Origin of the sequence: Prevotella sp. AM34-19LB (genome assembly GCF_003468525.1) — a bacterium.
Classification (GTDB): Bacteria; Bacteroidota; Bacteroidia; order Bacteroidales; family Bacteroidaceae; genus Prevotella.
The window spans coordinates 1-24,408 of the sequence record NZ_QSIG01000031.1; the positions used below are offsets into that span (position 1 = coordinate 1).

At 47.9% G+C, this 24,408-nt stretch carries 17 protein-coding genes, 1 tRNA gene and 4 pseudogenes; 10 read left to right on the top strand and 12 right to left on the bottom strand.

Annotated features, from left to right (window positions below; translation table 11 throughout):
* The first annotated feature begins 188 nt into the window (after nt 1–188).
* The 3 genes from DW830_RS10330 (at nt 189) to DW830_RS10340 (ending at nt 2,410) form a co-directional block, all read left to right on the top strand.
* Nucleotides 189–1,001 (top strand): ATP-binding protein, encoded by an 813-nt coding sequence (locus tag DW830_RS10330; RefSeq protein WP_147487251.1) that lies wholly within the window; start codon nt 189–191, stop codon nt 999–1,001.
* A 68-nt stretch (nt 1,002–1,069) separates the two neighbouring features.
* On the top strand, nt 1,070–1,279 hold the full coding sequence (locus DW830_RS10335) for a hypothetical protein (protein WP_147487252.1): 210 nt from the start codon (nt 1,070–1,072) through the stop codon (nt 1,277–1,279).
* 123 nt (nt 1,280–1,402) lie between these two features.
* Complete coding sequence (locus DW830_RS10340) at nt 1,403–2,410, top strand: virulence RhuM family protein (protein ID WP_119249848.1); 1,008 nt, start codon at nt 1,403–1,405, stop codon at nt 2,408–2,410.
* Nucleotides 2,411–2,620: 210 nt separating this feature from the next.
* Here DW830_RS10340 and DW830_RS10345 read toward each other — a convergent pair.
* A pseudogene (locus DW830_RS10345) lies at nt 2,621–5,152 on the bottom strand (glycosyl hydrolase 115 family protein).
* A 205-nt stretch (nt 5,153–5,357) separates the two neighbouring features.
* On the opposite strand from DW830_RS10345, the gene dnaG reads away from it, so the two are divergent.
* Complete coding sequence (dnaG, locus tag DW830_RS10350) at nt 5,358–7,319, top strand: DNA primase (RefSeq protein WP_119249832.1); 1,962 nt, start codon at nt 5,358–5,360, stop codon at nt 7,317–7,319.
* A gap of 55 nt (nt 7,320–7,374) precedes the next feature.
* A complete protein-coding gene (cls, locus tag DW830_RS10355; RefSeq protein WP_119249833.1) occupies nt 7,375–8,799 on the top strand; it encodes a cardiolipin synthase in 1,425 nt (474 codons plus the stop codon).
* A gap of 71 nt (nt 8,800–8,870) precedes the next feature.
* On the opposite strand, the gene DW830_RS10360 is transcribed toward cls, so the two are convergent.
* The 3 genes from DW830_RS10360 to DW830_RS10370 all read right to left on the bottom strand — a co-directional run bounded on the left by DW830_RS10360 (nt 8,871) and on the right by DW830_RS10370 (nt 10,761).
* Nucleotides 8,871–9,401 carry an RsmD family RNA methyltransferase gene (locus tag DW830_RS10360; protein WP_119249834.1) on the bottom strand — a complete coding sequence of 177 codons (531 nt, stop codon included), beginning with the start codon at nt 9,399–9,401 and terminating at the stop codon, nt 8,871–8,873.
* Between the two features lie 81 nt (nt 9,402–9,482).
* Nucleotides 9,483–10,295 carry a DUF3822 family protein gene (locus tag DW830_RS10365; protein ID WP_119249835.1) on the bottom strand — a complete coding sequence of 271 codons (813 nt, stop codon included), beginning with the start codon at nt 10,293–10,295 and terminating at the stop codon, nt 9,483–9,485.
* Complete coding sequence (locus DW830_RS10370) at nt 10,279–10,761, bottom strand: hypothetical protein (protein ID WP_119249836.1); 483 nt, start codon at nt 10,759–10,761, stop codon at nt 10,279–10,281. The genes DW830_RS10365 and DW830_RS10370 overlap by 17 nt, the downstream gene beginning before the upstream one ends.
* 179 nt (nt 10,762–10,940) lie before the next feature.
* On the opposite strand from DW830_RS10370, the gene DW830_RS10375 reads away from it, so the two are divergent.
* The 3 genes and pseudogenes from DW830_RS10375 to DW830_RS10385 all read left to right on the top strand — a co-directional run bounded on the left by DW830_RS10375 (nt 10,941) and on the right by DW830_RS10385 (nt 15,085).
* The gene (locus DW830_RS10375) at nt 10,941–12,533 is read left to right on the top strand and encodes an ATP-dependent RecD-like DNA helicase (RefSeq protein WP_119249837.1); all 1,593 of its coding nucleotides are present in this window, start codon (nt 10,941–10,943) and stop codon (nt 12,531–12,533) included.
* A gap of 184 nt (nt 12,534–12,717) precedes the next feature.
* Entirely contained in the window at nt 12,718–13,830 is a 1,113-nt protein-coding gene (gene gmd / locus DW830_RS10380) for a GDP-mannose 4,6-dehydratase (protein WP_118312199.1), read from the top strand.
* 47 nt (nt 13,831–13,877) lie between these two features.
* Nucleotides 13,878–15,085: pseudogene (locus tag DW830_RS10385) on the top strand (GDP-L-fucose synthase family protein).
* A 149-nt stretch (nt 15,086–15,234) separates the two neighbouring features.
* Here the strand turns inward: DW830_RS10385 and DW830_RS10390 are convergent.
* The 7 genes and pseudogenes from DW830_RS10390 to DW830_RS10415 all read right to left on the bottom strand — a co-directional run bounded on the left by DW830_RS10390 (nt 15,235) and on the right by DW830_RS10415 (nt 20,588).
* Nucleotides 15,235–15,316, bottom strand: a tRNA-Tyr gene (locus DW830_RS10390).
* Nucleotides 15,279–15,431, bottom strand: coding sequence for a hypothetical protein (locus DW830_RS15855; protein ID WP_233544481.1), 153 nt, complete (start codon nt 15,429–15,431; stop codon nt 15,279–15,281). Before DW830_RS15855 ends, DW830_RS10390 begins: the two co-directional genes overlap by 38 nt.
* 90 nt (nt 15,432–15,521) lie before the next feature.
* Nucleotides 15,522–16,828: pseudogene (locus DW830_RS10395) on the bottom strand (ABC transporter substrate-binding protein).
* A 71-nt stretch (nt 16,829–16,899) separates the two neighbouring features.
* Nucleotides 16,900–17,694: an ABC transporter permease gene (locus DW830_RS10400; RefSeq protein WP_119249849.1), complete on the bottom strand. Its 795-nt coding sequence runs from the start codon at nt 17,692–17,694 to the stop codon at nt 16,900–16,902.
* Between the two features lie 23 nt (nt 17,695–17,717).
* Nucleotides 17,718–18,503: an ABC transporter permease gene (locus DW830_RS10405; protein WP_153090256.1), complete on the bottom strand. Its 786-nt coding sequence runs from the start codon at nt 18,501–18,503 to the stop codon at nt 17,718–17,720.
* A complete protein-coding gene (gene potA, locus DW830_RS10410; protein WP_119249838.1) occupies nt 18,490–19,926 on the bottom strand; it encodes a polyamine ABC transporter ATP-binding protein in 1,437 nt (478 codons plus the stop codon). Before potA ends, DW830_RS10405 begins: the two co-directional genes overlap by 14 nt.
* Before the next feature lie 134 nt (nt 19,927–20,060).
* On the bottom strand, nt 20,061–20,588 hold the full coding sequence (locus DW830_RS10415) for a PH domain-containing protein (RefSeq protein WP_119249839.1): 528 nt from the start codon (nt 20,586–20,588) through the stop codon (nt 20,061–20,063).
* Between the two features lie 143 nt (nt 20,589–20,731).
* Here DW830_RS10415 and DW830_RS10420 point away from each other — a divergent pair, with 143 nt between their 5' ends.
* Together DW830_RS10420 and DW830_RS10425 are read left to right on the top strand one after the other, a co-directional pair.
* Entirely contained in the window at nt 20,732–21,397 is a 666-nt protein-coding gene (locus tag DW830_RS10420; RefSeq protein ID WP_119249840.1) for a SprT-like domain-containing protein, read from the top strand.
* Between the two features lie 65 nt (nt 21,398–21,462).
* Nucleotides 21,463–21,966 (top strand): thioredoxin family protein, encoded by a 504-nt coding sequence (locus DW830_RS10425; RefSeq protein WP_119249841.1) that lies wholly within the window; start codon nt 21,463–21,465, stop codon nt 21,964–21,966.
* A gap of 130 nt (nt 21,967–22,096) precedes the next feature.
* On the opposite strand, the pseudogene DW830_RS10430 reads toward DW830_RS10425, so the two are convergent.
* Nucleotides 22,097–24,236, bottom strand: a pseudogene (locus tag DW830_RS10430) (M3 family metallopeptidase).
* Between the last annotated feature and the right edge of the window lie 172 nt (nt 24,237–24,408).

The window sequence follows — 24,408 nt, forward strand, 5'->3', positions numbered from 1 at the left end:
CTTCTCAAAACGTTCGTTTGCTGTCATAATTTGTTTGATTTTAAAATGATGGTGCAAAGGTACGAATAAATGAGAAGTCTACAATGGTATAAACGCGGAGCCGCTTACAGGAAGAGTGGCTTACCACAACGGAGATACTAATTATTACTGGTATAAGACGTTGTGGAAAGTCTGTTTTGCTCCAGCAAATGCGCAGCAAATTGCCGGAGCAAGACTTCTTTTTCAATTTTGATGATGAGCGACTGGTCAATTTTACGGTTCCTGATTTCCAAACATTGCAAGAATGTTTCTTCGAACTCTTTGGTGAGCAGCATACCTATTATTTTGATGAGATACAGAATGTGAAGGGCTGGGAGACCTTTGTGCGCCGTCTCTACAACGAAGGCAATAAGGTGATTGTAACTGGATCAAATGCCCGAATGCTGAGTAGAGAGCTTGGCACTCATCTCACGGGGCGTTATATCGCAGTGGAGATTTTCCCTTTTTCCTTTCTGGAATACTTGCAGTTGGCAAAGGTGCAGCTGGAAGCCAAGGACTTTTATCTAACCAGTAAGCGTGCCATTCTCTTGGGGCATTTCAATGAGTATTTGGAGAAAGGTGGATTTCCTAAGTATCTCCAGTCGCCATCCACTCGTTACCTCTCGTCACTCTACGATAGCATCATCTTCCGTGATGTGATGGCTCGTAATGGGTTGACCAATGATAAGGAGATGCAAGAACTCATCTTTTATCTCGCCAGCAATGCCACGAAGCGCATTACCTATACTTCATTAGGTAAGATAGTAGGAATCCGTCATTCCGAAACTGTCAAAAACTATTTGGAGTACATCGAGCAAACCTATATGATATTCCAGCTCATGAAGTATTCGCCATCGGTAAAGGTGCAGATGCTGAACCCGAAGAAGATTTACTTCATCGACAATGCCATCGTGAGTCGCATCGGATTCAATGCCACCGACAATATGGGAGTGAAGTTGGAAAACATCGTGTTCATCGAGTGAAACGCCGCGGATATGATGTTTTTTATCATGCAGATAAGAAAGAATGTGACTTTGTGGTGAGGGAGGGTATGAGAATTAAGGAGGCTTATCAAGTAACGATAGCTATGAATGATGAGAAAACTCGCAAGCGAGAAATCGAGGGGTTGATGGAAGCCATGAATGCTTATGGCTTGGCTGAGGGATATATTCTTACGATGGAGGAGAAGGAAGAGCTTGAGATAGATGGCAAGCAGGTTCATGTTCTTCCTACGTGGGAATGGATGTTGAGAGAGAAGTGAAATAAAAAAAAGTGATCCTAATGTCGGGACTGTTCAGACAATGTGCAGACAGAGGGTGTATTGCATCTTTGCTTGGATTGTGGCTATAAATGGGAGGACACACCCCAAACTGATTTGGGAGAAATGATCATCTACCAATCTGATGATGGCGTGAAGCTTGATGTGAGATTGGAGAATAAGACGGTTTGGCTAAATGTGGAACAGATAGCAGAGCTTTTCAATAAAGGGCGCTCTACTATCAATGAGCACATATTGAATATATTCAAGGAAGGAGAATTGGACGAAAAAGTGGTTTGTCGGAAATTCCGACAGACCACTCAGCATGGTGCTATGGCAGGAAAAACCCAAAGCAAAGAAGTGAAGTTCTACAACCTTGATGTTATCATATCTGTGGGTTATCGTGTAAAATCTATTCAAGGAACGCGTTTCCGTCAATGGGCTACAGAGCGACTGAACGAGTATATCGTAAAAGGGTTTACGATGGACGATGAACGACTCAAAAATCTTGGGGGTGGCAACTATTGGAAAGAGTTGCTCGACCGTATCCGTGATATTCGTTCGTCAGAAAAGGTGCTCTATCGACAAGTTCTGGACATCTATGCCACAAGTGTTGACTATGACCCTCGAACTGATGCCTCAAAGCTTTTCTTTAAAATCGTGCAAAATAAGTTGCACTATGCTGCTCATGGGCATACTGCGGCAGAAGTTATCTATGAGCGTGCGGATGCCGACAAACCATTTATGGGCTTGACGACATTTGAGGGCGAGCTGCCAGCTATCAAAAACATCAAAATAGCCAAGAACTATCTGAAAGAAAATGAGCTGAAGATACTCAATAATCTTGTTTCCGGTTATTTTGACTTTGCCGAGATTATGGCAATGGAGCATCGCCCAGTCTATATGATGGATTATGTGAAACAACTTGATACTATCCTGCAATCCACAGGGCGACCTTTGTTGAAGGGATCGGGAAGTATCAGCCATGAAGAGGCAATGGACAAAGCTATAGCTGAGTATCGAAAATATCAGGTAAAGGTATTAACTCCAGTAGAGGAGGCTTATCTTGAATCCATCAATGCTTTGGGAAAAATTGCAAAACGCAAGGGAAGACAATCGGGGGAAAATCATTAATGTAACGTTCTGATGAGAATCATGTAACCTCTTACTTTCCTTAACTTCCCCACATGCGAAAGTTCTGTATAAAATGTTCATCTGACAGGAGAGTCTAATCCCCAGCCTGCTTGAGAAAAAAGGCTGGGGATTTCTGATCTTAATCACAGTAAATTTCGGATAAATAGTTATTCAAACGTATGTAAACTAGCTGGTTTGTATGCAGCCAGTCTAAATCACCTTGACACTCTTTTTCCCTTTTCTTCCATCAATCACGATTTTCTCGAAGACGATGGCTGGGTCGTTAGGAGTGAGGGTGAGGGTGTGGATGCCATCGGCAGTAGCCGGCAGTTCCAACTCTATCACTTGATCCACGATGCGAGTGGCTATCGTTGGATAATAGATGTTGTAGATGTTCTCCGGCTTCTCGTTCAAATCTTTGTTGAAGTTAACCTCTACAGGAGAAGCGCCATCTAAACTTACACCATAGGTTAAGCCGCCCTTGTTGAGATAATCCAAGGTTGATTTGGTAATCACATGAATGCGAACCTTCTGCTTGCCATTGGAAACATTGCCATTAAATGCCTTGTCATCCGAAGTTTTGCCAACCGAAGTCTTGCTAACTTGCATCTTAAACTTGTAAGTGATGCTGGCTCCCTTTACACTCTTGGTATAAGGCATCAGAGTCATTGCCGATACGCTTTTGCCCATGAATGGAATCTCTGTCCATTTTGCCTCGGCAGCATCCGTCTTGCTGTCGTAGTAAGCTGCCTCGATTTCTACCACGCCATTGTTTTCGCTGATGATGACGCCATCCTTGGTGGATACCCGGAAGAGTTCCGGACAGGTATCCTGCTCGAAGGCATCGTTCCATGAAGTGTAACCGATGTGTTTCTGTGTCATCATTCCGTTCCACTTGCCGCCCGACATCTTGTGGTTGTAATTGTGGCAGATGAGGGAATCGCGCTTGAAGAAGCGTTCGCATTCATCAGCAGATGTTCGCCTCGGATTATTCTGCTTGTAGAGAGCATGGTTCTGAGCCTGGGCAAAGTACATCTGATGCAGATTGCTCATCAACTCGATAGGGAAGAGGATGATCTGACGGTAGGCATCGTGATAGGCTGCAGGCAGACTGTTGTACTGGCGCAAGGCATCGGCTTCGAGCTGGAGATACTGGTTCACCACCTCCTGCCATTCGCCGTTCTCCAGACTGTAGGTGTTCTTGTCGAGCATCTCTGGGGTGCAGCGGCCGTTGTATTTGCATACGAGGTTCAGGATGCGTGCCGCTTCGTCAGCCTGCGATTCTCCGAACTGCTGTGCGCACCAGTCGCGGGTATGACGGGTGATGCTGTTTACATCGTATTTGCGGGGATTCCACGCCATGTCCATAAACTGGCTGATAGGATATTCCATCGGCTTGAGGTCGCCCACGTTGAGAATCCAGAGGCGGTCAATTCCGTTCTCGTAGGCTAGGGTGAGCTGTTCCCAAGGATTCTGCACAGGAGTTACGTTGAGCATCTTAGAGTTTCTTGGTGCACTACATAGTCCACGTGATAATACAATCCCCATCCGCCCTTGTGCTTGCGTTCCTGGGCATTCGGCACACGGCGCACGTTGCCCCAGTTGTCATCGCAGAGCAGCAGGGTTACATCGTCGGGCACTTTCATTCCTTTGTCGTAGTAATCCAGCACCTCTTTATATAGTGCCCATACCTGAGGTGTTTCGCTAGCCTTCCTGCCGGTTACGTCGGCAATGATTTTGCGCTGGTCGTTGATGATGTTAGTCATCAGTTTGGTATCAGCCTCTGCGCTCATCGCCTCATCGCCGTCGCCACGCATACCGATGGTTACGATCTGTTCGGTTCCCTTCATGCGCTCTATTCCCTCACGGAAGAATTTCTGCAGGTTAGCCTTGTTCTTCTGATAGTTCCAAGGTCCCCATCCTTTCGGTTGCGGGCGTATTCCTGATGGTTGCGCGCCATCGGCTCATGATGGGAGGTGCTCATCACCACGCCCATTTCGTCTGCCGTCTTCTCGTTCTCTGCATCGTCGGCATAGAACGCCCAGCCCCACATGGCTGGCCACATCATGTTGCCCCTGAGGCGCAGTATAAGCTCGAACACGCGCTGATAGAACCGGTGGTCGCCATACTCGGTGCCGTAGGTGTTCTTTACCCACGAGGTGAGACAAGGTGCCTCATCGTTGAGGAAAATGCCACGATAGCGAACGGCTGGTTCACCATCGCTGTAGGTTCCACGGTTCACGAAGATGGAGTCGTGGTGCTCTACGGGCACGTCGGCCCAGTCGTACCAAGCGAAACGCCCATCTGTTGGGAGAGTTCGTAGATGCCGTAGATGGTTCCCCGACGGTCGCTGCCGGCGATGACGAGCTGGTTGTTTACCACGGTGATGATGAATTTCTCGCGTTTGCCCTTGAGTAGATTTCCGTTGATGCGTTTCTGTTTGATGAGCTGGTCGATGGCAGCAGAATGTCCGATGGTTCCCACGAGGATGGTTGCCTTCTGGTTGGAGGTGATGGTGGCTTGGGAGCCGCTCACCTTGCTGATGTCCTTGACCAGTGCATTGGCAGCATAGCTCACGCCACGGCAGTCGTTGGCATCCATATAGATTTCTACCTTGTCGTTACTGTTGATGAGCAGGTCGCCCTGCTGGAAACTGACGAATCTCTCTGCTGCGCTCATGCTCATGGCAGAGAGGAGTGCAGCGGAAGCTAAAAATGCTTTCTTGATATTATTAAGTCTCATATAAAAATATATGTTTATGTATTTGTTGTTTGATGGCTGCAAAGGTAGGAATATTCTTCGTATTTTCCTTTGGCAAATGTAACCTTTCCTTTATTATTTGATTCATTTTGGCTTTCCATGCGGTTTCTGTACGTCTTTTTCCCTAAATGTTTTGTGTTTTCAGAGAAAAGTATTAATTTTGCATCATAAAATAAGATAGAAAAATATGATAGACAAACCGACGATAGCACGTATCATGGACTCCACCAAGATAGAGGAGGTGGTGTCTGAATTCGTCACGCTCAAAAAGCGTGGCATCAACTATGTCGGCTTGTGTCCTTTCCATAACGATTCCCATCCATCGTTCTCCGTTTCGCCAACCCGAGGCATTTGCCGCTGCTTTACCTGCGGAAAGGGCGGCAACGCCATCAACTTCCTGATGGAGCTGGAGCAGATGACCTATCCTGAGGTTCTGAGATGGCTGGCTAACAAATACCATATCGAGATTCAGGAACGCGAGATGACCAACGAGGAGAAGCAGCGAGAAAGCGAACGCGAATCGATGTTCATCGTGAATGAATGGGCGGCGAAATACTTCCAGGATATCCTGCAGAATGATGTGGATGGTAGAGCCATCGGCATGCAGTATTTCAGAAGCCGAGGATTCAGAGACGATATCATCCGGAAATTCCAGCTGGGATTCGCCCTGAACCAGCGCACGGCGCTCTTCGATGAGGCGGTGAAGAAAGGATATCAGCCGAAATACCTGGTGGATACCGGTCTCTGCTTCAAGGTGGACAAGGAGGAAGCGGGCAACAAGAGCGGACAGGATAAGTATCTGGACCGATTCTCGGGACGCGCCATCTTCCCGTGGCTGAGTGTGAGCGGAAAGGTGGTGGCTTTCGGCGGACGTGTGCTGGATACCCGTACCAAGGGTGTGAACCAGAAATACGTGAACTCGCCCGACAGTATAATCTACCACAAGGAGCGGGAACTCTACGGACTGTATCAGGCAAAGAAGGCCATCGCCAAGGAAGACTGCGTGTATATGGTGGAGGGATATACGGATGTAATCTCCATGCACCAGTGCGGCATCGAAAACGTGGTGGCTAACTCGGGTACGGCGCTGAGCATTCATCAGATCAGACTGCTCCACCGATTCACCAGCAACATCGTATTGCTCTACGACGGCGATGCTGCGGGTGTGCATGCGGCGCTGCGAGGTACTGACATGCTGCTGGAGGAGGAGATGAACGTGAAGGTGCTCTTCCTGCCGGATGGAAACGACCCGGACAGCTTTGCCCGAAGCCATACCGCTGCCGATTTCAGAAAATACATAGAGGAAAACCAGAAGGATTTCATACAGTTTAAGACCGACCTCTCGCTGAACGGCGTGACCGATCCGGTGAAGAGAAGCCAGGCTATCAACAGCATCGTGGAGAGCATCTCGAAGATCAAGAACCAGATTACCCGAGCCTCTTATATCACCGACTGCGCCCACCGACTGGGCGTGAACGAGGCGATTATCGTGAATGCGCTGAACAACTTTGTGAGAAACGGCATGAGCGAGCAGGTGAAGGCAGAACGGCGCGCGGCTGGACTGAAAGACCCGAAGGCTACTGCCCCACAGCAGGGAATGCAGGCTGCCATGAGGGGCGTGACGCCGCTGGACAAGCTGCTGGAAGTGGAAGACCTGCTGGTGAAGCTCATCGTACACCATGGAGAAAAGCATATCGTGGTGAAGGATGTGGAGGGCAACGATATTGAACTGCCGATAGCACAATATATCTATCTGGATATGTCGGGCGATGATTTCAGATTTCATAACGAGCTTTATAACAAAATCTTGCAGGAAACGCTGGAGCATCTGGAGGATGAGAACTTCGTGGCGGAAAACTATTTTGCCAACCATCCGGATCCGGAGGTGAGTAGGATTGCCAGTCTGCCGACGGGAGACCAGGAGGTTTCTACGGTGAGTCTGCAGCTGAAGCTGAACGCTGAGAAGCTGCGCCAGTTTGTCTTCAAGGATCTGCTGAGCTTCCGCACACATTATATTGCACAGCGACTGATTGAGGTGCAGCAGGAGTTTGCCAGAAATCCTACGAACAGGGAGCTGGTGGAGGAGTTTATGAAACTGAAGAAGATGAACTCGCTGCTTGCCAGTCAGACCAACTCGGTATTCAACTAGGATATTCTGATATCCCGGAAACTGGAAAAAGAGAATAATAAAAAATGCGTAAGGTATGATATATATTCATTGGATTTATCTCTTGCTTTATATGGCGATTATGATTCCCGCCATCATCACCGTCTTGATGGACAACCGACAGCCCGCCAAGACGATGGCGTGGATTCTTGTGCTCGCTTTTATGCCTTTCGTGGGAATCATCTTCTACATCTTCTTCGGGCAGAATACGAGAAAGGAACGGCTGATCAGCGATAGAAGCATGGACCAGTTGACCAAGCGATCGATGCTGGAGTTTGCCGAGCAGGAGAATCTGCATATCCCAGCCAACAACAAGCCGCTGATGAATCTCTTTACCAATCAGAACTGGGCATTCCCGTTTAAGGACAATCAGGTGGATATCTTTACTGATGGTTATGAATTCATCTTCTCCTTATTATATAATATAGGTAAGGCTCAGCATCACATCCATCTCGATACCTACATCTTCGAGGATGATGCCCTGGGCTATCTGGTGGCTGATGCCCTGATAGACAAGGCGGAACAGGGAGTGGAAATCAGACTGATATACGATGACGTGGGCTGCTGGAAGGTGAAGGATGCCTTCTTTGAGCGCATGAGGGAAGCGGGCATCGATGTGCATTCGTTCATGCCGGTAAGGTTTCCTGCGTTTACCAGCAAGGTGAACTACCGCAATCACCGCAAGATATGCGTGATAGACGGTAGGGTAGGATTCATCGGGGGCATGAACATCGCCAAGCGCTATGTGAAGGGCACAGGAAAACAGAAGTGGCGCGATACGCATCTGAGAATAGAGGGCGGAGGCGTGTATGCCCTGCAGCGTGCTTTTCTGATAGACTGGTATTTTGTGGATCGCACCTTGGTGTCAAACCGACAGTATTATCCGCCGGTGGATTCGAAGATCAGGAATAATTGTCTGGTCCAGGTAGTAACGAGCAGTCCGATAGCTCCATGGCCTGATATTATGCAGGGATATGTGCGCATTCTGCTCCAGGCGCAGAAGTATGTGTATATGGAGACGCCTTATTTCCTGCCTACCGAGCCTGTACTCTTTGCGATGCGCACGGCGGCGCTGGCTGGAGTGGATATCCGGTTGCTGATGCCTAGACATTCAGATGCCAGGATGGTGGAGTGGGCTTCGCGCTCTTATCTGATGGAGGCGATAGAGGCTGGTGTGAAGGTTTATCTCTATACGGGTGGATTCAATCACAGCAAGTTGCTGGTGAGCGATGACAACCTCTGTACCGTGGGCAGCACGAATGTGGATTTCCGGAGTTTCGAGAATAATTTCGAGGCGAATGCCTTCTTCTATGATGAGGAAATGGCGCAGAGAATCAAGCGGATTTATCTGAAGGATGAATCCAGCAGTATTCTGGTGGATGATGTGGCGTATTTCGTAAGGCGCCCGTTCCTGAAAAGATTGTTCGAGAGTATTGTAAGATTGCTTTCTCCGCTGCTGTAATGTGTACGGTTGGCTATGTGTTTAAAGCTTTTGCCATCAAAGGGCAAAAGCTTTAAAACAATCACTTGATTTTATCTGAATATCGAGAAGTTTACGCTTCCGTAACTTCTGTGTTCCAGGAATCGGGGATGGTCGGAGAAATCGTAGTTCTTGCCATGCTCGAAAACGAAGATGCCCTCTTCGTTGAGAAGGTCGCCATTGAGTACGAGGTCTGGAATCTCGGGAAGCTTCTCCAGCGCGTATGGCGGATCGGCAAAGATGAAATCGAATTTCTGCTTGCACGTTCTCAAGAAGCGGAATACATCGCCACGAATCAGAAGATCCTTGTCTTCGCCCAGTTTCTTGAAACACTCGCGGATGAAGTTGGCATGGTCGCGGTCGGCCTCTACGCTGATAACTCGGCTGCATCCGCGGGATACCAGTTCCAGCGAGATGCTGCCTGTGCCGGCAAAGAGGTCGAGGGCTGTGGTATCCTCGAAATCGATGTAATTCTGCAAAACATTAAAGATGTTCTCTTTTGCGAAATCTGTAGTTGGTCGCGCCTTGAACGAACGTGGTATGTCGAAGTGGCGACCCTTATATTGTCCTGTTATGATTCTCATAATTAATTTTTAACTATCAACTTTTAACTATCAACTTTTTAACTCTCAACTTTTGACTCTCAATCTTTTAACTCTCAACTCCTATTTGCTTAAGTAGAGCGTCAGCAGATCGAAAGGCATTCCCTTGATTTCTGTGATGGGCGCACGATTGAACTCGGCACTCGGATTCAGGAGGAAGGTCTTCTTGACATAGAGCTTGGCATTGTAGAGGAACCAATCCTTATCCGGAATATCGCCCGAAATATGCAGCTCATCCTGCATCTGCTGCAATCCCAGCTGCTTCCATACGAAGAGGATGAAGTAGAGTGCATCCTTGGCATGATTTGCCTGGAAGGAATTGTAGAACTTGAATCTGTTTTTCTCGAAACAGAAGATATCCACCTTCTTGTCGTGGAAATATGCATAGAGCTTGTGGTAGATACCCGTGAAGCTGCGCTTGTGCAGATAGTTCCACATCGGCTGCATGATAGGTGTGAAGCGCACATCCTGGAAGTTGTCTTCTATCACCATCTTCAGATCCTTGTTGATTGGGAAAACGGCCACCACATTCAGATTCGGCTGCACCCTGTAGAGAATGGCATCGCTGTGGCTGCCCGTGAAGGCATGCTGATAGAGCACGGTGAGGTCTTCCTCGTGGAATTCCTCGATAGGTACCAGCAGGATAGGCGTATCGATATAGACACGCACCTTCTGATAGCCGCGCTGCAGGAGATCGCTTTCGCCGAAAGCCTGTCTGAGGTTGGCAGCTATCGATACACCGCTTTTCACGGTGTACGGTTCGTATATCAACTGGTGCTCGGCTTCGCGATCTACAACCGAGAAGCTGAGTGTATTCTTGCTCACACGGATGGTGAGTCGTGCTTGCTGTGTTCTTTTTTTACCAATTACTTGCATTGTCGTTGTCTTTGGTGATGTCTCCGATCTTTAATCCAGGGAAGTTACCGGCATCGGAAGCTTTTTCTGTTACCTGTTGAATCGCCTCCTCGTTGAGACCATCGAGATAGTCTTCATAGGTGGCTCCACATTCCATCAGCGGAATCTGCTTTCCGCTTTTATGGATAATGGTAGTGGCGGCGAGCGAGAATTTCCTGCCATCGGAATAAGGGATGAGGGTATCCTCTGCCTTGAGATACTTCGCCTTGACGAGGACTGCGAAATCGCCGGTATAGACTCCGTATTTCGCTCTGTATCTTTCTTCGGCAGAACGGATGAGCATCAGTTTCTCCTTCACCTCAGCTTCGCGGCTCGCCATCTGTTTCTCGAAGATGAGAGGCTGGCTGATGCTGAGGACGCAAAGCAGCATCATGATAATGACGCAGGCGCCCAGAATGGCATTATTGTTTATTTTTCTTAATTTCATTCTCATTTCAAAAAGTATTAGTACTTTTGCATTGCAAAGATAATGCAAACGAGCGCAATGTAAGCTTGCTTACAGATTGCCGAGTGCAGCTTATCTTCTGCAAAGATAATGCAAAACGGAGACAACGCAAAATATTTGGTGTTGAAATTATTAATTATTAAAGGATAAATAACAAATTGATGATAATAGACGAGCTAAAATATAAGATATTGCAGCAATTTGGCTTTCCGCCAACCCAGGAACAGGCACATGCCCTGGAGGTGTTTGCTGAGTTTCTTACCGATAGAGATCCGCATGCCGTGATGATTCTGCGAGGTAGTGCGGGTACGGGTAAGACGACGCTCTCGGGTGCCATCGTCAGGACCCTGAAGGAGATTCATCAGAAGGTGATGCTCCTGGCACCTACGGGTAGGGCAGCGAAGGTTTTCTCGCTGAACAGCGGTTCGCCTGCCTATACCATCCATCGCCGTATCTATCGTGAAAAATCGTTTTCGGGAGTAGAGGGACAGTTTAATCTGAATGATAATCTCTATACCGATACGCTTTTCATGGTAGATGAGGCGTCGATGATTGCCAATATGGGATTGGGCGGGATGAGCTTCGGAAGCGGATGTCTGTTGGATGACCTGGTGCATTTCGTGTATCAGGGACGTAACGACCGCTTGCTGCTGATAGGTGACAAGGCGCAGTTGCCTCCTGTCGGCGAGGAGGAATCGCCAGCCCTGCATGCGGCGATGCTGGAGGGATATGGACTGAAGGTGTATGAATGTGATCTGAACGAGGTGCTCCGACAGAGCGAGGAATCGGGTATTCTCTATAATGCCACGATGATCAGACAGATGATTACGCACGATGACATCACCCAACTCCCGAAGATTCATTTCGCTGGCTATTCGGATATCAAACCGATGCCTGGAGCCGAACTGATAGAGGCTCTAGCCGACAGTTATCACCATGTAGGTCTGGACGATACCATCGTGGTGACCCGCAGCAACAAGCGTGCAAACATCTTCAATCAGGGTATCCGCAATATGGTGCTGGATAGGGAGGAAGAGCTTTCGCAGGGCGATATCCTGATGATTGTGAAGAACAATTATTACTGGATGGAAGAAGAGAGAAAGAAGATAAAGGAAAAGGAAATAGAAGAACGAAGAGTGAAGAGCGAAGGTACAGAACTTGGAACTGCTACTCATAAAGTTCCAAGTTCAAATCTTCAAGTTCAAAGTAACCTTACAGTTCAATGTTCCAAGTTCAAAGTTCAACGTAGTCAAGTTCAAAGTAACGATATTCCTACTTTTCTGGCGAATGGCGATCGGGCGAAAGTGCTGAAGGTGCGCCGTCGCATCGATCTCTATGGCTTCCGCTTTGCCACGCTGCTGCTCCAATTTCCCGATTACGACAATTATGAACTGGAAGCTACGGTATTGCTGGATACATTGACGAGCGAGGCGCCTGCCCTGCCCCATGAACAGCAGGAGCAGCTCTTCCATCAGATAGAAGAGGATTATCTGGATATTCCGCTCAAGGCAGATAGAATGAAGGCCATCCGACAGGATCAGTTCTTCAATGCCCTGCAGGTGAAATTCGCATATGCCGTAACCTGCCACAAGGCACAGGGCGGACAGTGGGCACATGTGTATGTGGATCAGGGGTATATGACGGATGATATGCTCAATCCCGATTATATCCACTGGCTCTATACCGCCTTTACGCGAGCTACGGAAATGCTGTATCTGGTGAACTGGCCGGAGACACAGACGGCTCAAGGGTAGAATCTCATCCCTATCTGGCTTAGATTCAGATGGGGATAGCTTCGATTCAAATAGTTTCAATTTTAGGTTCAAACCGGTTCAATGTTAGAGAGAATGGTAAATAAATGACAGAAAGTTTGCTAGTCTGAGAAAAAAGTAGTACTTTTGCAACGAATTTATTAATTTATCATATATAAAGAAGTAAATGGAAAATAGAAAAGTAGCTTTAATTACAGGTATCACAGGTCAGGATGGCTCTTACTTAGCCGAATTGTTGTTGAGTAAGGGGTATGATGTTCACGGAACAATCCGTCGCTCATCTACCGATTATCGCGAGCGCATCGCACATTTGGAGGGTACCCCAAACTTTCACCTTCATTACGCCGACCTAGGTGACTCTATGAGCATCATCCAGGTGATGAACAAGGTGAAACCAACTGAAGTTTATAACCTCGCAGCTCAGAGCCACGTACAGGTGAGCTTCGACTCTCCTGAGTTTACAGCCGACGTAGATGCAACAGGTGTGCTCCGTATCTTGGAGGCAATCCGCCAGTGTGGTTTGACCGATACCTGCCGCATGTATCAGGCTTCCACATCTGAGCTTTATGGTAAGGTAGAGGAGGTTCCTCAGAACGAGAACACTCCATTCCATCCTTATTCTCCATACGCAGTAGCCAAGCAGTATGGCTTCTGGATTGTCAAGGAGTATCGCGAGGCATACAATATGTTCTGCTGCTCTGGTATCCTCTTCAATCACGAGAGTGAGCGCCGTGGTGAGACTTTCGTAACCCGCAAGATTACATTGGCTGCTGCCCGCATCAAGCAGGGCAAGCAGAGCAAGCTTTATCTCGGTAACCTGGATTCGCTCCGTGATTGGGGTTATGCCAAGGATTATGTAGAGTGCATGTGGTTGATTCTCCAGGCTGAGAAGCCAGAGGATTTCGTGATTGCAACAGGTAAGCAGCACTCTGTTCGTGAGTTTGCCCAGTTGGCTTTCCACCACGTAGGCATCGAACTGAAGTGGGAAGGCAAGAATGAGAACGAGAAGGGTATCTGCGTAGAGGGCCCTGAGGAGCTTATCGGCAAGACACTCGTTGAGGTTTCTCCAGATTTCTATCGTCCTACCGACGTGGTTAACCTTTGGGGTGACCCAACAAAGGCAAAGGCTAAGCTCGGCTGGAATCCAAACACCACCTCTTTCGAAGATCTCGTCAAGATCATGGTAGAGAGCGATATGGCCAAGGTGGCTGCCGAGGCTGCCGGTGAGAAGGTTCGCTGCAACCTCGTGGAATACTTGGAGAAGGGTATTGTTAAGTAATAGTTAACAGTTGATAGTTAACGGTTGATAGTTTACAATAATAATCAATGTTATCAAAAGATTCTAAGATTTATATAGCAGGACACCACGGACTCGTGGGTTCTGCTATCTGGAATAACCTCGAGAAGAGAGGCTATCACAATCTGGTGGGTCGTTCTCACAAAGAACTCGACTTGACCGACCAGTATGCAGTAGAGAAGTTCTTTGATGAGGAGAAGCCGGATGCTGTGGTCTTGGCTGCAGCTTCGTGGGCGGTATCATGGCGAATTCGCTCTATCGTGCCGACTTCATCATGCAGAATATGAAGATGCAGTGCAACGTTATCAGCAATGCCTATTCTCATGGTGTGAAGAAGCTCCTCTTCCTGGGCTCTACCTGCATCTATCCGAAGGATGCACCGCAGCCAATGAAGGAGGATGTGCTCCTCACTTCTCCGCTGGAATACACCAACGAGGAATATGCCATCGCCAAGATTGCCGGACTGAAGATGTGCGAGAGCTACAATCTTCAGTATGGTACCAACTATATCGCTGTGATGCCAACCAACCTCTATGGTCCTAACGATAACTTCCACTTGGAGAATAGTCACGTGATGCCTGCGATGATGCGCAAGATCTATCTTGCCAAGCTCATCCACGACGGCGACTGGCACAGCATCGAGGTGGATATGAACAAGCGTCCTATCAATCCTACAGACAAGCTCCGTGCCATCATCGGCGAGGGCAATGTGGATGGAAGCAACTCTCATGAGCGCATTCTGAAGGCATTGGAGTTCTATGGTATCTATGATAATAAGGTAGTGCTCTGGGGAACCGGAACACCGCTCCGTGAGTTCCTCTGGAGCGAGGATATGGCTGATGCCAGCGTACATGTGCTCCTGAATGTAGATTTCAAGGATATCATCGGTATAGAGAAGTACAGTTCTGTATTCTATGGTGCCAAGGTAGATGGTGCCGTGGATAGAAACAATTCTGAGGGTCGTGGTGGCGCTATCCCATCTCTCGGTGAGATTCGCAATTGCCATATCAATGTGGGAACCGGTAAGGAACTTACCATCCGTGAACTCTCAGAGCTTGTTGTAAAGGCTGTAGGTTTCGAGGGTGAGGTTGAGTTTGATGCCAGCAAGCCTGATGGAACCCCAAGAAAGCTCATCTCAGTAGATAAGCTCCACAGTCTCGGCTGGACTCACAAGGTAGAAATCGAGGATGGTGTACAGAAGCTCTTCGAGTGGTATCAGGAGAGTTTGAAAGACTAATCTTTTGGTAGAGAAATATGAAAAGCGATGGATTGCAGAAATCCATCGCTTTTTCGTTTTGTATTATCTGTGGATAATATAAAAACAAAAAATCCGATTCTCATAATGAAAACCGGATCTTTATATCTTTGAGTTATTTTTGGGAAAAGTGGGTAGTGATGGATTCGAACCACCGAAGGCATAGCCAGCAGATTTACAGTCTGCCCCATTTGGCCACTCTGGTAACTACCCAAAAGCTTTTGATTTGCGAACTTTCTTTATTTGATAAAAGCTTTGTTCTTAACAAGCGAGTGCAAAGGTAGTGCTTTTTTTTCATTCCACCAAATTTTTCTGCATCTTTTTTCACTTTTTTCTCAAAAAACTTCATTTTCCCCCTAAAAATAAGGCTTTTGCCCTTTCAGGGCGTGAGGGGTATGAGCTTTTATCCTTTTACTTTTTACCCTTTAACTTTTATAATGTGGTGTCTGCGATGTTTTCTCGACAATCTTCTGTGCTTGTAGTGCTCGATTTTCTTGATAGAAACGAAGACGGTTAAGCCCAAGACTACTGCCAGGAGGAAAATCACGATGCCACCACCCAGGTTGTCACCCTTTACTTTTGACCACATATCCAGAACTTCCGGAGTATGGTCGCCGGCATCATGAATCATCGCACATCTTGCCACTACCGTGCTGTCAGGATACATAATCGGGTTGAGATGCGCCTTTCTGCCTTCCTCTCCGAAGAAATAAGCCAGATTCACGGTCTCTGGATAAGCCTCTCTGTCGCTCATTGCTTCGAAGACCTTCTTGCCCGCTATACTGCTCACATATCCCGTGGTTTCCATATTGGCGAGAGCTACATCCTCTCGGCAGAGATAGTTGATGAAGTAGGAAGCAGCCTTCGGATTGCGGGAATACTTCGGAATCACCCATCCGTCGAACCATACATTGCTTCCCTCCTTAGGAACTTCGTATCCCAGATCTACGCCCACTTTCCCGGCTTCTTCTATCGCCCAGACCGCATCACCGCTCCAGGTCATGTTCAGATAAGCCTTGCCTTTGGTCATCGTCTCCTTGCCGAAATCTGCTTCCCATCCCTCGATGTTCGGTTTCAGTGCTTTCAGCTGTTTCTCTACGATGGCAACTGCTTTTGGCGAATAATCGTTCATCAGTTCCGGAACGGTCACCTTGCCGGCAGCCAGTTCCTTGCGGTGCTCCCAGATCAGGCGGTGCCGTAAGAATCGCGGTAGGAATCCTTCATCAGGAGTTTGCCACGATATCTGCGACTCCACAGCGTGCCCCAGGTCTGCGCATTTTTTATAGGTACGTGTACCTTATTATATAAGATGCCGCAGGTTCCCCACATATACGGAACGGCATAATTGTGGGCGATTCTGTCATAATTCGAGGTTGCATCAATCTGCTTCACGATGTATGGCGACACGTTTTTGAGATAGTTTGGCGTCTTGCCGAAGGCGGTGTCGATAGGCAGCAGAAGGTCTTTGCGAAGCATTCGCTCAATGATGTATTCTGATGGGCACACCACATCATAATCTTCGTGACCACGCTCAATCTTGGTGAGCATCACCTCGTTGATATCAAAAGTCTGGTAGATGACGCGGAGCTTCTTGCCCGTCTGCTCCTCATACCATTTCGGAAATTCAGCAAGAATATCCTCATCGATGTAATCTCCCCAGTTGTAAACCTTCAGAATCTCCTCTCTGTTCTCCTTGTTGTAACAGGAAGAGAGCGGCAGAATCATCAGCAGGCTCAGGAAGAGAAAAGCTATTGTCTTAACTCCTTTAACTCCTAATAATATCTTGTTTTTCATTCTTATTTCTTCTTGTTTTTATCTGAACGACGATTGATGATAATCAGCATCACGAGCACCAATACGAAGATGATCGTACTCAGCGGACGAAGTTCCGGCGTCAGGCCTCCCTTTCTGGCATCGGCATAGATGAAGGTGGAGAGTGTCTCCAATCCCTCGTTTCCGATGGTGAAGATGGTGACGGCGAAATCGTCGATACTCATCGTGATGGCGAGCATGAAACCCGAAATCATACCCGGCAGAATCTCCGGAATAATCACCTTGCGCAATGCCTGCATCGGAGAAGCACCCAGGTCGAGCGCCGCTTCATAGAGGTTCGGGTTCATCTGCTTCAGTCTAGGCATCACACTCAGGATGACGTAGGGCAGACAGAAGGTGATGTGCGAGATAACCACCGTGGTATAGCCCTGCGGAATGCCCAGCGTGATGAAGAGCAGGAAGAGCGAGATACCGATGATGATGTCGCCGTTCAGAATCGGGATATTGTTGACGAACTGGATGGCATTTCTCGCATATCGGTTCCTCAGATTGTAGATTCCGATGGCGGTGATGGTTCCGAAAATCGTAGATACGGTGGCGGTGATCAGTGCGATGGTGATTGTATTGATGAGTGCCGCCGTGAGTGAATGGTGGGTGCCTTCTACGAAGAGATTCTTATAAAGTTGCAGCGAGAAGCCCGTCCAGTTGCCCATGACCCTGGCCTCGGTAAACGAGAAAATCACGATGATGAGGATAGGGGAGTAGAGCAGCAGCAGGAGCAGCCACAGATAACCCTGACAGAAAATCTTCTTCATCATATCCCTGGTAAATAGTGAATTCATCATCTGATACCTCCTTCCTGTTTACTGCCGTCGCCTGCTATGAGGGTAGAGGCACCGATGAGGAAGAGCATGATGAGCGAGAGGGCTGCACCATAGTTCCACATCGAATTGTTGATGTTCTCCTGGATGGTGGTACCGAAGAGCTTGATGTTGTTCATCGTGAGCAGCTCTGAGATGGCGAAGGTTGAGATGGTTGGCATGAACACCATCAGGATTCCGCTTGCCACGCCCGGCATCGATAGGGGCAGTATCACCTTGTAAAACTGTTGCCAAGGCGATGCGCCCAGGTCTTCTGCAGCCTCGATATAACTGCGGTCCATCTTCTGGAGGGTGTTGTAGATAGGATAAATCATGAAGGGGATGAAGTTATATACCATACCAAACAGCAGGGCTCCCTCGCCCAGTGGCAGGTCGGCGAAATCGAAGAGTGCCACGGTGGCGAGTGTTCTCACCAGGATGTTCACCCACATAGGCAGGATGAAGAGCATCACGATGGTGTTGGCATACTTCATCTTGGTCTGTGTGAGGATATACGCTGCCGGATAGCCCAGCAGGATACAGAGCAGGGTGTTGAGAAAGGCGATTCCGATGGAATACACAAAGGTATTGATGGCTTCGGGATGCGCCAGGAATTTCTGGAAATTATAGAGCGTGATGTGACCATACTCATCGGTGAATGCGAAGAACACGATGAGCAGCAAGGGTAGCACCACGAAAATTGCCGCGAAGATGGCGTACGGAATCGACCAACTCTGCCGCGAAGAGATAAACTTAATGAGTTTCAATTTCTGATCTACAATTTTTTAATTTAAAAAGTAATATTCTCTCGAGAATGGTGATTGCTACGTGGTCGCCCAGATCCCATACATCCTGTGTATCCACATAGAGCTTCTCGCCCCAGTCGGTGTCGATGGTCAGGTGATAGTGGTCGCCCTTGTAAAGGATGAAGCTGATGTCGCCCGTAAAGGTTCCTTCGCTCTCGTTGTCGAAGAGCTCAATCTTTCCGAAATCCACGTTGACATTGATCACTTCCTTGCCGTCTTCATCGGTATGAATCAGATTCTTCTTATCCTCCGGAATTTCTATCTGGTATTCGCAGCCCAGGAACTCGATGGTGCCGTCGCCATTCACCTTTGCTTCGAAGGTGTTAGTGGTACGCTCCTTCTTCATAATGTGGATGTTGTCTGGAATCACGCTCATGCCGATGGTCTGTCCCACCTCGAAATGCTTGTAGTTCTGAATCAGAAATTCGCAACCCTTGTCGCTTTCGGCAAGCATCTCGTAATGTACGCCCTTGAAGATGGATGAGGTAATCTTGCCGACAAACTGGGCGTGCTCTGTGTCGGTGCTCACCTCGATGTCTTCCGGTCTGATCACTACATCTACCTCCTGGTTGCATCCGAATCCCTTATCCACACAAGGAATCTCCGATCCGGCAACCTTTACCAGACAGTCGTGGATCATCGTTCCGCAGAGGATGTTGCTCTCACCGATGAAATCAGCCACAAACGAATTGGCTGGCTCGTTGTAGATATCGGTAGGCGTTCCTATCTGTTGGATTTCTCCCTCGCTCATCACCACGATGGTGTCGCTCAGGGTCAATGCTTCTTCCTGGTCGTGGGTAACATATACGAAGGTGATTCCCAGACGGTCGTGCATCTCCTTCAACTCCAGCTGCATGTCTTTTCTCATCTTGAGGTCGAGTGCAGCCAGCGGTTCATCGAGCAGGAGCACTTCCGGCTCGTTGACGATGGCACGGGCGATGGCGATACGCTGCTGCTGTCCACCCGAAAGCGAGTTCACATCGCGGTATTCGTAATCACTCATGTTCACCATTTTCAGGGCACGCTTCACCTTGGGCATAATCTGATCCTTCGGCGTGTTCTTGAGTTTCAAGCCGAAAGCGATGTTGTCAAATACATTGAGGTGAGGGAACAGGGCGTATTTCTGGAACACCGTGTTCACGTTTCGTTTGTAGGGTGGCAGGTTGGTAATGTCATTGCCGCTGATGGTTATCACGCCTTCTGTGGCTGTTTCGAATCCTGCCAAGAGTCTCAGAAGAGTAGTTTTTCCGCATCCCGAGGGACCGAGAATGGTCATGAATTCACCCTTTCTCACAAAGAGATTAATGTTGTTGAGGGCTGTTTTCTCGCCGAATCTTTTCGACACATTTTGTATGTCAATGATGTGCTGTGCAGTCTTGTTCATTTTATCGTTTAAATTTGGCTGCAAAGTTACTCATTTTCGACAAGAAAATGCTATAAAAATACAAAAAAAATAGTCTCTGCAAGTTACAATCGCATTGCAGAGGCTAAAAAAGTTTGATATGGAGATACAGAAGTCTAAACTTCTGCATATTTATTCGTAATATATGCAAGATAGGCTGTGTTGTTATGCAGGGAATGTGCTTCGCCCATCTTATTGAGGAGCATGGTAAGCTGTTCTATGCTTCTGTCGAAGTCATAGTTCTTCCATCTTGCCTTGAAGAAGAAACTCTTTGGAATGGCCAGATAGCTTTCATCGCTCTTCCAGAAGAGTACTGAGTCTGTATTTGTGTTAATATGCTGGCAGTCTGCATAGTTAATCACGTAGATATCCTTGTTGCTGCCAATGCATTTTGGGATATAGACGATGCGTCTGTTGGTGATAACCAGTCCCTCTGTCCGGTTGTTCCAGATAGAAGTATCGCGAGCCAGCAGAATGGTCTCGTCATTTCTCAACTTGAAGTTCTCTCTAAACATCTCCTCCACCTTGGCAGGAATGTCTAGGATGAAGCAATCTACATCATTACCCTGATGAATGATCGAAACATCGCCATAGCGATGAGCGCGTACGCAATAGCCGAGTGTAACTCGTATCTCTGGCTGCAAATTTAAGGAAAAAAACGATAGGTTGCAAATTTTTGAGGGATTATTTTCTAAAAAGGGGGGAAATTAATCAAAATGAAACAAAATGAACCAGTTTTTAGTGATTTGTTTTTGTTTTATGAGCAAAATGCTGTACCTTTGCCGCCATGATTGTAACAGTAGAATGGATGGAAGAGTGGTTTCGGCGTTTCGACCACGACTACTTCGGGGGCAAACTGCCCGTTCCGGAGTTGGGGCTGACCCGTGCCAAGACCCGTTTGGGACAGCTTGCCTACAAGCGTGCCACCCGATGGGGGCGCACCAAACTCTATGATTTCAAGCTTTCCATGAGTACATATTACGATATGACCGACCGGCAGGCAAAGAGCGTCCTGCTCCACGAGATGATTCACTATATCATCGGCTTTACCGGTTTGAAGGATACGGCTCCTCACGGCATCGTGTTCAGGGGGATGATGGATAATCTGAATAGGAAATACGGTTGGGATATTCGGGTGATGACTTCTACCAAGGACTGGAAGGTGAGTGAGCGGGTAGAGGAGAGGCAGAAGACGAAGGGACCGCAAACCTATCTGATGCTTGCCATCGAAATGCAGGATGGCAAGCATTATCTTTCGCGTGTGAATCCCAGCTTTGCCCGCCGCATCGAATCGAAACTATCTTTGGTTCGCGAGCTCCGTTCTCATCGCTGGTACACTACCCAGGAGCCTTATTTTGAGGATTATCCGCAGGTGAGAAGTCTTCGGGGCAGACGAATATCGAAATCCGATTTCGAAAAGCTTCGGAATGTGTTGACCCCATTCGAAATGTAAGTCCTGCGATGCATGATTGATAAAATGTATTGATATTAATGAATTTGGAAAAATAGAGATATCGTATGAAAAGAATGATTACCATTGCCTTCATGATGACGGTTGTCGTGATGATGGCGCATGCTCAGGGAGCATTGAAGAGAGTGTATAATGAGACTATCGACCCGATGACTCAGATAGACGAGGGATTGCAGAAGGCGAAGGCTGAGGGCAAGTTCGTGATTTGTCAGGTGGGTGGCAACTGGTGTCCATGGTGCCTGCGCTTTGCCGATTTCGTAGAGAAGGATACGGCGGTGAATAAGGCGGTGAACGATAACTTCGTGTATCTTCACGTGAATTACAATCCTCGCAAGAAGGAAGGCGATGCTTCTGTTGAGAAGGCTGCGCAGCTGATGAAGCGATTGAATTATCCTCAGCGTTTCGGTTTCCCAGTCTTCGTGGTTCTGGACGAGAATGGAAATGTACTCCATATCCAGGATTCCAGCTTCCTGGAGCAGGGCAAGGGCTACGATGAGCAGAAGACCCTCCGCTTCCTGAAGAACTGGACTCCTAAAGTGGTGAAGCAGTAAGGAGGAAAAAATATAAAATAGAAAAGCAGTTAAGCTGCAGTTTTGAATAAAAAAAGCTCCACATACCCAACAGGGCGTGTGGAGCTTTTTATCATTATATGTCTTTTACATTTTTCCTTTTATGCGTCTTTTACAATCCTCTTGCCTTTAGGAAACCAGAGGCATCAGGTTCCTTCATACCCGTGAAAACGGTGAACATTTCCATTTGGTCCTTGGTGTTGCCACGGCTCAGAACCTTATCACGGAAAGCCTGACCGATGGCTGGATCCAAGGCACCGTGCTTAGCAAAGTAATCTGCCACGTTTACGGCGAGCACCTCTGTCCAGAGATAGCTGTAGTAACCGGCAGCATAACCGCCACCCCATACGTGATTGAAATAGGTGGTAGAATAGCGAGGAGGAATCTGGGAATTGAGCAGACCTACATTGTTGAGGGCTTCCTTCTCGAAGGCACCTGCCATATATGGAGATGGAATCTCGTCTGGCGTCAACTCGTGCCAAGCCAGATCAAGGCAGGTAGCTGCAAGGTTCTCACCCAAAGCATAGGCTGGCTGGAAGCTGATGCTCTTCAGCATGCGCTCCTTCAGATCTGCTGGCATCGCTGCACCGGTTTCTGTGTGACGGGCGTAGTGATCGAAGATTTCTGGAATGCTGGCAAATGACTCGTTAAACTGTGATGGCATTTCCACGAAGTCGCGAGCTACAGCTGTACCTGAAAGGGTATTGTAACCGCACTTTGACAACATGCCGTGGAGAGCGTGACCGAACTCATGGAACATGGTGCAAACCTCATCCCAGGTAATCAGTGTAGGCTGACCCTCTGGAGCCTTGGCATTGTTGCATACATTATAGATAATAGGCAACTGTCCCCACTTGTCGCTCTGCTTGGCGAAAGCACTCATCCAGGCACCGCCACGCTTGGTTGGGCGACGGAAGTAGTCGCTGTAGAAGAGGGCGATAGGCTTGCCGCTCTTGTCGCTTACCTCGAATACCTTCATGTCTGGGTGATAGGTAGGAATATCTTTGCGCTGCTTGAAGTTCAGACCATATACACGATGAGCAGCATAGAATACACCGTTTATCTGAACGCTATCCACATTGAAGTAAGGCTTGATTTCATCGTCAGAGATATTGAGCATCTCCTTCTTCATCTTGGCAGAATAGTAGAAGCGGTCGTATGGCTGGAGCTTGAAGTCCTTGCCCTCGCTCTTCTGTGCGTAAGCTCGATTTCGCGGGTCTCGGCATCTGCCTTAGGAGCGTATTCCTTGATGAGGTTCTGCAGGAAGTTGTTTACGTTCTTGGCAGTCTTTGCCATCGTCTTCTCCAGTGAATAATCTGCATAGGTGCTGTAGCCCATCAACTGTCCCTTCTCGGCACGGAGCTTGGCTATCTCGGTTACGATAGGGAAGGTGTTGAACTTAGGGTCGGTGCCGTCGGCACGGTGGATGCTTGCCATATAAACCTTGCGGCGGAGCTCACGGTTCTGGAGATTGGTGAGGATAGCCTGCTGGGTAGTGTTCACGATGACGATGCAGTATGGAGCCTTGTTGCCCAGGCTTTCTGCATCTTTCTTGCACTGTGCGATGTCGGCGTCGCTGAGTCCGGCAAGTTCTTCCTTGCTGTTCACCCAACCACGGCGTTGTTGGTAGCTGCAGGAAGAAGATTGCCAAACTGTTCCTGGAGGTCTGAGATGCGTGTATTGATCTGCTTCATGCGCTCCATTTTCTCTGGAGAGAGCAGGGCACCTGAGCGGACGAAGCCTTTGTAGATGACTTCGGTGAGTCGCTTGTCCTCGCCCTTGAGCTTGCTGTACTCATGGTCGTAAACATATTTAATACGTTCGAAGAGTTTCTGGTTGAATGAAATCTCGTTGTCGAGGTCGGTGAGCAAAGGCATCACCTTCTTCTGAGCCTCTGCGATTCCAGGAGTTTTGTGTGCGCTGGTAAGACCGAAGAATACATTGGAAACACGATCCAGCAACATACCGCTGTTCTCGTAAGCGAGGATGGTGTTCTGGAAGGTTGGCTTCTTCTTGTTGCTGATAATCTTCTGGATGTTGGCACGCTGCTCCTTGATGCCAGCTTCGAAGGCTGGGAGATAGTCGCTCTCCTGAATCTTGCTGAAATCAGGAGCGCCGAAAGGAAGGCTGCTCTTTACCAGGAGAGGGTTCTGACGCTTGCCTCCTGCATTCTGAGCAAACGATGAGGTTGGCATCTGCAAGAGTGTTGCTGCCAAACCGAGGGTAAGAAATGTCTTGTTAAGTTTCATCATGTTTTTTGTTTATTTATTTTGCAAAGATAATGCAAGCGAGCGCAATGAAAGCTTGCTTTCAAATTGCCGAGTGCAGCTTATCTTCTGCAAAGATACAACAAAAAGTTGAAAATCAATAATAATTGAAGCAAAATATTTATTGTGCGTTCATTTGCTTTTGGCACAATTATTT

Excerpts from the sequence above, each read along its gene's own strand:
- DW830_RS10370 (WP_119249836.1), bottom strand. The coding sequence starts at position 10,761 with ATGAAATTAAGAAAAATAAACAATAATGCCATTCTGGGCGCCTGCGTC.
- DW830_RS10360 (WP_119249834.1), bottom strand. The coding sequence starts at position 9,401 with ATGAGAATCATAACAGGACAATATAAGGGTCGCCACTTCGACATACCA.
- DW830_RS10400 (WP_119249849.1), bottom strand. The coding sequence starts at position 17,694 with ATGATGAAGAAGATTTTCTGTCAGGGTTATCTGTGGCTGCTCCTGCTG.
- DW830_RS10330 (WP_147487251.1), top strand. The coding sequence starts at position 189 with ATGCGCAGCAAATTGCCGGAGCAAGACTTCTTTTTCAATTTTGATGAT.
- DW830_RS10420 (WP_119249840.1), top strand. The coding sequence starts at position 20,732 with ATGATTGTAACAGTAGAATGGATGGAAGAGTGGTTTCGGCGTTTCGAC.
- cls (WP_119249833.1), top strand. The coding sequence starts at position 7,375 with ATGATATATATTCATTGGATTTATCTCTTGCTTTATATGGCGATTATG.
- DW830_RS10425 (WP_119249841.1), top strand. The coding sequence starts at position 21,463 with ATGAAAAGAATGATTACCATTGCCTTCATGATGACGGTTGTCGTGATG.
- DW830_RS10365 (WP_119249835.1), bottom strand. The coding sequence starts at position 10,295 with ATGCAAGTAATTGGTAAAAAAAGAACACAGCAAGCACGACTCACCATC.
- gmd (WP_118312199.1), top strand. The coding sequence starts at position 12,718 with ATGGAAAATAGAAAAGTAGCTTTAATTACAGGTATCACAGGTCAGGAT.
- DW830_RS10335 (WP_147487252.1), top strand. The coding sequence starts at position 1,070 with ATGAGAATTAAGGAGGCTTATCAAGTAACGATAGCTATGAATGATGAG.
- DW830_RS10340 (WP_119249848.1), top strand. The coding sequence starts at position 1,403 with ATGATCATCTACCAATCTGATGATGGCGTGAAGCTTGATGTGAGATTG.
- DW830_RS10375 (WP_119249837.1), top strand. The coding sequence starts at position 10,941 with ATGATAATAGACGAGCTAAAATATAAGATATTGCAGCAATTTGGCTTT.
- dnaG (WP_119249832.1), top strand. The coding sequence starts at position 5,358 with ATGATAGACAAACCGACGATAGCACGTATCATGGACTCCACCAAGATA.
- potA (WP_119249838.1), bottom strand. The coding sequence starts at position 19,926 with ATGAACAAGACTGCACAGCACATCATTGACATACAAAATGTGTCGAAA.